Annotated in this window: 13 protein-coding genes and 1 pseudogene; 8 read left to right on the top strand and 6 right to left on the bottom strand. The window is 42.2% G+C overall.

Annotation, left to right across the window (positions count from 1 at the left end; genetic code table 11):
• The 6 genes from NQ534_RS02040 (at position 1) to NQ534_RS02015 (ending at position 2,780) form a co-directional block, all read left to right on the top strand.
• Entirely contained in the window at positions 1-297 is a 297-nt protein-coding gene (locus tag NQ534_RS02040) for a hypothetical protein (protein ID WP_006862343.1), read from the top strand.
• A 5-nt stretch (positions 298-302) separates the two neighbouring features.
• Positions 303-434: an XkdX family protein gene (locus NQ534_RS02035; protein ID WP_006862344.1), complete on the top strand. Its 132-nt coding sequence runs from the start codon at positions 303-305 to the stop codon at positions 432-434.
• Between the two features lie 15 nt (positions 435-449).
• Positions 450-758 (top strand): hypothetical protein, encoded by a 309-nt coding sequence (locus NQ534_RS02030; protein ID WP_006862345.1) that lies wholly within the window; start codon positions 450-452, stop codon positions 756-758.
• 153 nt (positions 759-911) lie between these two features.
• A complete protein-coding gene (locus NQ534_RS02025; RefSeq protein ID WP_006862346.1) occupies positions 912-1,283 on the top strand; it encodes a hypothetical protein in 372 nt (123 codons plus the stop codon).
• Positions 1,280-1,579 carry a hypothetical protein gene (locus NQ534_RS02020; protein ID WP_006862347.1) on the top strand — a complete coding sequence of 100 codons (300 nt, stop codon included), beginning with the start codon at positions 1,280-1,282 and terminating at the stop codon, positions 1,577-1,579. Before NQ534_RS02025 ends, NQ534_RS02020 begins: the two co-directional genes overlap by 4 nt.
• A gap of 55 nt (positions 1,580-1,634) precedes the next feature.
• Positions 1,635-2,780: an N-acetylmuramoyl-L-alanine amidase gene (locus NQ534_RS02015; RefSeq protein ID WP_006862348.1), complete on the top strand. Its 1,146-nt coding sequence runs from the start codon at positions 1,635-1,637 to the stop codon at positions 2,778-2,780.
• Positions 2,781-2,831: 51 nt separating this feature from the next.
• On the opposite strand, the gene NQ534_RS02010 is transcribed toward NQ534_RS02015, so the two are convergent.
• On the bottom strand, positions 2,832-3,068 hold the full coding sequence (locus NQ534_RS02010) for a helix-turn-helix transcriptional regulator (protein ID WP_050778326.1): 237 nt from the start codon (positions 3,066-3,068) through the stop codon (positions 2,832-2,834).
• A gap of 72 nt (positions 3,069-3,140) precedes the next feature.
• Between NQ534_RS02010 and NQ534_RS21665 the strand changes: the two are divergent.
• Positions 3,141-3,320: pseudogene (locus tag NQ534_RS21665) on the top strand (23S rRNA (uracil-5-)-methyltransferase RumA); the annotation flags it as partial.
• 62 nt (positions 3,321-3,382) lie between these two features.
• On the opposite strand, the gene NQ534_RS02000 reads toward NQ534_RS21665, so the two are convergent.
• From NQ534_RS02000 to NQ534_RS01980, 5 genes are all read right to left on the bottom strand, one after another.
• On the bottom strand, positions 3,383-4,672 hold the full coding sequence (locus NQ534_RS02000) for a site-specific integrase (RefSeq protein ID WP_006862350.1): 1,290 nt from the start codon (positions 4,670-4,672) through the stop codon (positions 3,383-3,385).
• 467 nt (positions 4,673-5,139) lie between these two features.
• Positions 5,140-5,313: a hypothetical protein gene (locus NQ534_RS01995; RefSeq protein ID WP_006862351.1), complete on the bottom strand. Its 174-nt coding sequence runs from the start codon at positions 5,311-5,313 to the stop codon at positions 5,140-5,142.
• Complete coding sequence (locus tag NQ534_RS01990; protein WP_006862352.1) at positions 5,303-5,563, bottom strand: hypothetical protein; 261 nt, start codon at positions 5,561-5,563, stop codon at positions 5,303-5,305. Before NQ534_RS01990 ends, NQ534_RS01995 begins: the two co-directional genes overlap by 11 nt.
• 157 nt (positions 5,564-5,720) lie before the next feature.
• Positions 5,721-7,508: a hypothetical protein gene (locus tag NQ534_RS01985; protein ID WP_006862353.1), complete on the bottom strand. Its 1,788-nt coding sequence runs from the start codon at positions 7,506-7,508 to the stop codon at positions 5,721-5,723.
• 53 nt (positions 7,509-7,561) lie between these two features.
• Positions 7,562-8,182: a LexA family protein gene (locus tag NQ534_RS01980; protein WP_006862354.1), complete on the bottom strand. Its 621-nt coding sequence runs from the start codon at positions 8,180-8,182 to the stop codon at positions 7,562-7,564.
• A 154-nt stretch (positions 8,183-8,336) separates the two neighbouring features.
• On the opposite strand from NQ534_RS01980, the gene NQ534_RS01975 reads away from it, so the two are divergent.
• Positions 8,337-8,555: a hypothetical protein gene (locus NQ534_RS01975; RefSeq protein ID WP_040783560.1), complete on the top strand. Its 219-nt coding sequence runs from the start codon at positions 8,337-8,339 to the stop codon at positions 8,553-8,555.
• Positions 8,556-8,616: the final 61 nt, after the last annotated feature.

Here is an 8,616-nt window from a genome sequence, read left to right as displayed (position 1 = left end):
ATGCCGAGATATGCACAGATAAACATGGAAACCGGGATAGTGGTAAGCGACAGCCATTTAAGCGGGACGGTGGACAGACCGGAGCTCATCCCAATCCCGGATGATTTTGAACTGGCCGGGAAAAGATATGCCGGCGGGGAATGGGAGGACTACATCCCGGAACCGGTGGAGGAGGAACCGTCAGAGCAGGATACCATCAACGCGGAAATCCTGCTGAACCAGGCAATGATACTGAGCAACCAGGATGCTGCGGATGAAGTGCTTGCGGCCATCCTTTTAAACCAGGCAGGAGGCTGAGGGATATGTATAAGATTATAAAAAGATACTACGATAAAGGAATCTACACAAAGGAGAATGTAAAGGTATTCGTGACTGCCGGAAAAATCACACCGGAGCAGTATGCAGGGATTACCGGTGAGGAATACGCTGCATAACGGGAGGAAATTTGTATGGATACACCGATTACAAGGGCAGAGCATGAGGAGTTCCGCCGCAGGATTGAGGAAGAAAACAGAAGGCAGGACAAACGGATTGATCTGCTGGAGGAAAGCAATAAACAGCTAACGACGCTTACTGCTTCCGTGGAAAAGCTGGCGGTCAACATGGAGAACATGCTGAAAGTGCAGAACCAGCAGGGAAACCGGCTGGAGGAGCTGGAGGGGCGGGATGGCGAGATGTGGCGCAAGGTCACCGGATATATCGTCACAGCGGTAATCAGTATCGTGACAGGTTTCGTTTTCGCCCAGATTGGAATGTAATAAAATTCATAAGGGCGGACCGGGATGCCGGAACGGCCCAGAATTCGCCCTTTATATTCCATGTGATTAATTACAGGCTTCATATTTTAAAACGGCGCACGGACCTGTCACAGGGTTCTGCGTTAGGACAAAGAGGCGGGAGGTATCGGGAAAATGAAAAGAAGAAAGACACGGAAGAATAAACATCCGGCATGTCTTGAAAGAATTAAAAATTCCATTGGAAAAATCGGAACGCTGAACATTGTGCTGATATGTGTATTTGCTTACATGATTTATATTAACTGGAAGATGCTGGACATATTCCTTATGTGCGGTTCCGCACCAGAAACGGCATGGTGTTCGCTGATTGCCGCGCTTCTTGGGGAATGCGGTATCTGCGGATGGATAAAGACCAGTAAGGAAAAGCACAGGAACCGTGGCACCAGGGATGGGACGGAGAGCTGGGAAAGAGTTCCGGATGATTATACTGCCGGCGGCATGACGGATGCCGGGGAATATTGTGAAAATGAGGAGGACCTGGGATGAGCATGGACATGTTTCTGGCAATGCTGCTTATTGTTTCGGTACTGACAGGCCTGTTCACAGAGGCGGTAAAGAAAACCCTGGATGATTTTGGAAAGGCATACTGCTCTAATATCCTGGCAGGGGCGACAGCTGCGGTTCTGGCGGTTCTGGTTGATGCGGGTTATGTGATACTGGCCGGGGCTGTTTTAAATTCCAAAATGGCGGTATATCTGATTGCTCTCGTGCTGTTGTCATGGCTGTCAGCGATGGTGGGATATGACAAGGTGATGCAGACAATCTCACAGATCAGACGATGAGGGTGGGCGACCGTCCTCTTTTTATGCTGCGTTTCCGCAGCGGGAAGGAGTACATATGAATATCAACAAAGAATATATTTCAAACCAGAATACGTACGCGGAGAATAATCCGGTAAATATTGTTATCCACAATACAGATAATTTCAACAAAGGCGCCGATGCCAAAGCGCACGCAAAAGCCCAGCATGACGGCAATTTCCAGGGGATGTCTGCGCATCTGTACGTGGACGACAAGAGCGCATACCTTGCAGCGCCGTATAATCGTGGCACCTGGCATGTCGGGGTAAACTACGGTGGGAAACTGTTTGGCACCGTAAACAACCGCAACAGCGTCGCAATCGAAATGTGCGTTAATGCCGGTTACAACTATGAGAAAGCGTTCCAGAACACCGTAGAGGTCACAAAGCAGCTCATGAAGGAATTAAACATTCCCGCAAGCCGGGTATACACCCACTACGATGTATGTGCGAAAAACTGCCCGTCCCAGATTCGCGCGAAAGGGGACTGGGAGCGGTTCAAGAAGCTGATCGGCGCGTCTGACGAGAACATCTCAGGTGTGCAGATTGGCGACAGTAATGTGGAAGCTATTGCCAAAGTGGTTTATGGTGAGGCTGGCGTGATTGCAAGCCGGAACGGATTCCTCGGCGTCGCCCAGTGTATCCACGACATGCTGGAAAATGGCGGATATGGAAAGACTGTCAGGGAAGTCATGCAGAAAAACTACTCTGCATATGGCTCCAAGGTGACATCCGACGCAGCGCAGCAGGCAGTCTTTGACGTGTTCAAAAAGGGCGTGCGGCGCTTCGCGGATGCGGAAATACTCCAGTTCCGGAGTTTTACGAACTATTCCGACGGAAACGGGAATATGGACAGGCAGAAGTGTGCGCAGCTCCTGGAGAAGTATGAGTACCTCGGCAAGGATTCCAGCAGCACCAAGTGGGGGCACCTGTACTTCGGGCATAAAACGGACAGACAGCCGGAAACGCTCAATAAACAGAACAGAGTACAGTGCGGCAGCTTCACGAAGAGAGAGAACGCCGAAAAGCTTGTCACGCAGCTTAAAGCAGCCGGTTTTGATGCCATCATCAAGACGGAAGGCAGGATTTATAAGGTACAGGCAGGTGCCTATGATGTCCTGGCAAATGCGCAGGCACAGGTAAAACGACTGCAGGCAGCGGGCTTTGATGCAATTATAAAATAAACTCCCAGAGCGGCTGTTCACCGCTCTGGGAAATAAATTATTCAGCATAGCTCATAAACTATTGAGCTCTAAAATATCTTCAATTTTACAGTCTAAAGCGATGGCCAGACGATAAACTATATCTACTCTGGCATGATTAATATTTCGTCGTAATTGTTCATAATTTCCAATACATTTAACGGGGACACCAGAAGCAGCAGACAAATCAGACTGCTTCATTCCCTTTTTTATGCGTACAATTTTTAAATTGCTTATTTGCGTAGTATGTGGCACTTTATAACCTTGCATTTGATACCTCCATTATGTTATATTTGAAAAAGATAATATGTATGTTTCTTTGCCCTAATGTACGCGGCTATCAAAATCATTGCATTCGGCGTGGAGAAAATCGTCTACATTTCCTGCAAGCCGACCAGCCTTGCGAGGGATCTTGCCGTTCTGCAGCAGCATGGCTATAAGGCGGAGCGCGTCTGCTGCGTAGACCTTTTTCCGGGAACATATCATGTTGAGACTGTGTGCCGTTTATCCCGCATAAAATAAGGAAGCTGAATATTTTTGCGTACAAAAAAAGATGTATTGTCGACCGTTTGTCAACCGGATTTTCATTGGTTGACAAGTTTCTGGCTTACTGCCTGCTCGAAGATGTCTACGGAGCGGCTGGACATGGTGTCAGTATTGTGGACATAAGTCTGCATCGTTGTCTGGATGTTGTCATGCCCGAGTCTCTCCTGGACATCTTTTATATCGGCTCCATTCTCGATCAGTGTCGTTGCATGTGTGTGCCGGAGCGAGTGATAGTTAAATGCAATTTTTAAATCATAATGGATTACGCGCGCGCAATATTTAAAACTGTCAGTAGAAACATATTGACCGTTTTCACGGACACATATCATGTTAGCGCGATTCAATGCGCATGGTATGCTGCGTTCAGTTTCGATTAAGCGGAATATTTCGTCGCCCTTTTCATCTTTCTCGGGCTTTAAATAGATATCAGTATAGTATTCCCCATAGTGCAGCCGGTTTTCTAACTGCGTTTTTTTCGCGTACTTTAGAGCGTGATAAAGAGCGTCTCCGAATTTAATGGTTCGCTCTGAACCGGCGGTTTTGGGCGTGCCAAAATACCAGGCAGATTTCTCTTCTTTCTTCCCCTTATTCTGCAGTACAGTTCGTACATCAACACCATAATTTCTTTTGAGGGTAATCTTATTGACAGAAAGCGTCCGGTTATCCAGATCTATGTCATCCCATGTAAGGGCAAATGCTTCTGAAATGCGCAGACCCGTATAATATCCAATCATCAGAGGGAGGTAGTATTGACTCCTGGAATCAAAGCGGGCAATGATCCGCTGGAAATCTTCCGGGGATATAATATAACGGGCTTCTGTTTTGGTATCCCTAAATTTTGGATAACGGATATTATTGCATGGATTATATTGGAGATAATGCATCGGCTCTACCGCATAGTTAAATGCACCGGAAAGCGTGCTGATGATTCCGGAAACAGTGCTTTTGGCGTATCCTTGTGTTTTTAGATGGTTAACATATTCCTGTATAGGAGCGGCACTTATCGCACAAAGACGGTATTGACCAAATTTAGGTTTTAAATGGTTTTCGATGATATTAAGATAGCCAAGTTGTGTATTATATTTTAAATTCATTTTACAGTAATTATCCATCCAGTAGTCAAGATAATCAGCTACGCTTATCTCTGACGGAGAAAAGCTCTGACCGGCACTGTTATATTGCACTAAGGCTTTATTACCGGCTTCCAGAGCCTCGGCTTTAGTTCGGAAACCTCCTTTCGTGATCCTGTTGCGCTTGCCTGCAATTTTGGCTCCTTCAAAGCCATATTCCCAGGTCTTTCCACGTTTTCTGGCTGTAACTTGTCCCATAGTGATTCCTCCTTTTTGAAAATGAGTATAAAAAATACACCTGTACAGGTGCCGGAGGATTGTGGTATAATCTTCTTGCTGATAGATGATTGTACCGGCTCCGTGCCTGTATAGAATCTATGTGAAACCGTTCCTGTTGGCGCAGGGGCGGTTTTGCATTTGACAAATGCTGTTGCTTGACATATAATATACTTAACAAGACAGCCGAAAGATAGAGCACACCTATCCGCCCGGCGAAGTATAAGCTAAGTGAAGCCGCCTATCTTTTCCAGGGACAGGGCGGCTTACTTATTTTTTAAATTCAGAATCGCAACAATCAATCCAGCAATAGCTATGATAACCATGAATTCCTCATATGTACTCATAAGCATCATCCTCCTCTCAAGACTTAGGCGGATGATATGCACGCCCTCCCGGCTGCCCGGTTAAATATATTATGTTGTCAAAGTGCACTCCACAGGAGTGGTTTAATCCTCAAACTTTCTCAGCTCTTCCATCACTTCTTCAGTAGACAGCGTATTGCTCAGTGCCTTCTCTGCAAGATCAATAAGTAATTCCTGCATTTCCACGGAAAGCTGGGGAAACAACTCAAAGAACCGTTTAATATCTTGCGGGCTGGGTGCAGATGATTTATCGGGCATAACTAGAACCTCCTTCTTGTGAAAACTCCATCATTAGATGAGCATTATCACGTATTAGCTGCTTGAAATAACTCATTTCGGTTTCGGAGTATCCATGAAACTCCCATGTATATTCTGGAAGCCAGCATGTGGCATCATGAAAACCACCATATACAGGGGTTTCAATATAAACTTTCACCCGTCCATCCGGTTTCATCTCGGAATGTGTAATTTCAGTATTGTCATTTAGTGTCATGTATGGATACATCATACTATAGCCCTCCCTTTTTAGTTATAATTTGGATGGCAGCAAAGGTCGCCGCTCTTCATTCTTTAAACGCCGAAGCGGTTTAATCTAAAATTTTCCTCTCAGTTCCACGACCCTGCCGATAATTTGTAAATAGAAAGTTGTACTGGTAGGCTACGGTTTATTTAACTACACCGGTTAAATAAATGCGATAATCGTCATAAGGCATATCAGATATTGTACTTTCCAGACTGTCGTGCGGATTAATATCTATAATTTTCTTTCCAGAAAGACCTCTGGAATATCCATTGATTTTTCCGTTTTTTGCAAATATAACTGTAAGCACGGTATTGCTGGAAATATTATCGCTGTTGTTTGTAACTTTAACCTTTAAGATATTTTCCAATGAATCATCAACGTCATAAGAAAGAGAAGCAATTTTATCTGTAAATATCGATGGAGTTAATGAAAGACTAACTTTTTCCGCTGATTCTGTTGTTGAAAATATCATAAAGTTGTAGCAATTAGGAGACATGTAATCAATGAAATCTTCTTTGGTATCAATAACATTTCCATCGGCATCTTTAAAGTTTAATGTGCCACGAAGAGATATCGTTTCATCATTTATGTTTTTCAATTCATATAATACAGAAAGTTTACTTGTATTACGAATGATATATGTATTTGCTATATATTCATCAGCTACATTTGAAAGATTGGTAGCTACACTGGTTGATACACTTGAAGCATCATCAAATGGAATGTTTATGATCGCATCGTAGGTTTTAGAATATCCTACGAAAATACCTAGTTCCAATGCAATTGAAGAAATTTCCGTAATCCCCTGTTCTGCTAAACTGTCACGTTTAATGCGAAGGACAGTTAAATGTTCTTCATCACTTTTTATTTCTACTAAAAAATCAGGATTTCCAAATGCACCAACAGATCCGCTTATTTCTTTTCCGTTTACTTGTATTTTCCCGCCAGAATAGGTGATTGTTTCGTTGCACATATTTTTTATTGCAAGATCAAGCGTAGTGATTCCGAGATTATCAATCTGCATATTTGATGCTTTTACTTGGATATATTCATCGGAGTAGGCAAGCTCATCTTTAAGATTTAATGCAGTAATCATACCTTGTGATTCCTGCTTAAAGGTGACAACTTTTTCTATCAACATCTCTTGTGTATCTGCATCATAAAATGCAAAGTGTGAGGATATGCTTTCTATTTTGTCTACACCGGTCTTATCAAGATCATCTTTCATAAATGATAGTGTGTAATTCGCTTTTTTATCAACTTCAATAGCTGGGAAAGTTATAGTTGAGTCTATCAAAGTATCATTTACTTTGTTTTCTGTAGCAATAATTTGAATACGCTTTCCGGAAGTATTATCAATATAAAAATCTTGTCCTGTTACAAATTCTGTAATAGACAAATCTTTTTTTATCAATCGTATTCCATTTTCATCAAATATTATTTCACCCGAATCGTCGTACGACTGAACAAGGTTGGTATAAGCAGAAGTACGTATTTTTACGATATCAGTTTCAAAATTGGGCGCATCTTTACCTTCTCCGATAATTTTGAATGAAGTTTCAACTTCTCCTATCGTTGTTATGCCAACATCCTCCAATAAAAATGACATAAAATTAATAGTTGCCTTATCGGTTGTTTGGGCTGCTATTGTTTTATATAATGAAGCATCTTGGAACATGATTCCATTTACAGATGTGCGATTCAAACTGATCGTTAAGTCGTAATCAGTATTGTTTATTAACTCTAATGCAATGTATGGAGAATCTAAATCAAAGGATTCGCCGTATTTTGTTGCCTTTATTTTTATCCCGTTTTCGTCCACCAGAACTTGTTCGTCAATAGTAATTTGCTGTTCCGCACTATTTGCCGTGATGCCTATTAATAAAAACAGTATAAAAATAATGTTGAAAATCAAAATCTTTTTCTTCATAACTCATTCCCTCTTTTCCTTTGATTTTGTTAAAACATCGAAGTGTTTCATACTTAAAACTTTGCTCTTAATTCTACGACCTTTCCGATAATCTTCACAGGTTTCTGTTCGATATCCTCGTTGCTGAAGAACATCGGCTCATAACTTGGGTTCGTGGATACCAGTTCGATTCCATCTCTATACTTTCTTAGGCGTTTGCAGGTTGCATCGTCACCGTTTATCATTGCGATCACAATATCACCGGATTCCGCATCATCCTGTTGCCGGACGATCACGACATCGCCTTCGCTAAATTTTGGTTCCATACTGTCGCCGTGAATCTGGAGCCCGAAGAACTCTCCTGTAGCTGCCATTTCTTCCGGAATCTCTTCCGTATCTATAATGTCTGTAATCGCTTCGATCGGGATGCCAGCGGCGACACGACCGAGGACGTTGATAGTTACGCCTTTTTTCCTGGAGTTAACATTGGTTTTTTCCCAACCCATAAGATAAGAAACGGTTGTATTTAGTGCGTCGGCAAATTCAATAACCTTGCTCTGCACAATATCGTTTGCACCAGTCTCGATTTTTGCTATAGATGATTTGTTTTTGTAGCCAAGCTTTGAAGCCAGTTCCTCTTGGGTCATTCCAATAGCTTCGCGCTGTTCACGTATTCGTATTCCTATTTCGGCCATATTTTTTCCTCCTTGATAATCGTATCATATCATATTGTTTATTTAAAATCAATTATTTTTGAATAAATTTAAAAAAATAGTTGACTTTAAATCAATAAGATGGTATATTACAAACAGATGATTTAAAATCATCAAAAAGAAAGGGAGTGAGAAATTGACTGATACAGTGGCGCTTAAAGAATTGATTGGCAAAAAGGGGCTGAAAATGAAATATGTTGCAGAGTATTTAGGATTATCTGCATATGGATTTCAGCTTAAAGTAGAGAACAAACAGGAGTTTAAGACAAGTGAGGTTTCAGCGCTATGTGAATTACTGCAGATTGATTCTTTGAGTGAAAAAGAAAAAATTTTTTTTGCACAAAAGATGATTTAAAATCAACAAAGCATATAGAAGAAAACGGGGGGATAAGACGGTAGAAGACTGATAAGCCCAC

This window comes from Marvinbryantia formatexigens DSM 14469 (assembly GCF_025148285.1).
GTDB lineage: Bacteria > Bacillota > Clostridia > Lachnospirales > Lachnospiraceae > Marvinbryantia > Marvinbryantia formatexigens.
Note: the sequence above shows the minus strand (reverse complement) of the source record. Positions and strands in the feature narration are given on the sequence as shown.

What these genes read in the sequence shown, in the direction of transcription:
- NQ534_RS01980 (WP_006862354.1), bottom strand. Translation starts at nt 8,182, where the DNA reads ATGGCCGAAATAGGAATACGAATACGTGAACAGCGCGAAGCTATTGGA.
- NQ534_RS02010 (WP_050778326.1), bottom strand. Translation starts at nt 3,068, where the DNA reads ATGCAAGGTTATAAAGTGCCACATACTACGCAAATAAGCAATTTAAAA.
- NQ534_RS02040 (WP_006862343.1), top strand. Translation starts at nt 1, where the DNA reads ATGCCGAGATATGCACAGATAAACATGGAAACCGGGATAGTGGTAAGC.
- NQ534_RS01990 (WP_006862352.1), bottom strand. Translation starts at nt 5,563, where the DNA reads ATGATGTATCCATACATGACACTAAATGACAATACTGAAATTACACAT.
- NQ534_RS02025 (WP_006862346.1), top strand. Translation starts at nt 912, where the DNA reads ATGAAAAGAAGAAAGACACGGAAGAATAAACATCCGGCATGTCTTGAA.
- NQ534_RS02035 (WP_006862344.1), top strand. Translation starts at nt 303, where the DNA reads ATGTATAAGATTATAAAAAGATACTACGATAAAGGAATCTACACAAAG.
- NQ534_RS02000 (WP_006862350.1), bottom strand. Translation starts at nt 4,672, where the DNA reads ATGGGACAAGTTACAGCCAGAAAACGTGGAAAGACCTGGGAATATGGC.
- NQ534_RS02020 (WP_006862347.1), top strand. Translation starts at nt 1,280, where the DNA reads ATGAGCATGGACATGTTTCTGGCAATGCTGCTTATTGTTTCGGTACTG.
- NQ534_RS02015 (WP_006862348.1), top strand. Translation starts at nt 1,635, where the DNA reads ATGAATATCAACAAAGAATATATTTCAAACCAGAATACGTACGCGGAG.
- NQ534_RS01995 (WP_006862351.1), bottom strand. Translation starts at nt 5,313, where the DNA reads ATGCCCGATAAATCATCTGCACCCAGCCCGCAAGATATTAAACGGTTC.
- NQ534_RS02030 (WP_006862345.1), top strand. Translation starts at nt 450, where the DNA reads ATGGATACACCGATTACAAGGGCAGAGCATGAGGAGTTCCGCCGCAGG.
- NQ534_RS01985 (WP_006862353.1), bottom strand. Translation starts at nt 7,508, where the DNA reads ATGAAGAAAAAGATTTTGATTTTCAACATTATTTTTATACTGTTTTTA.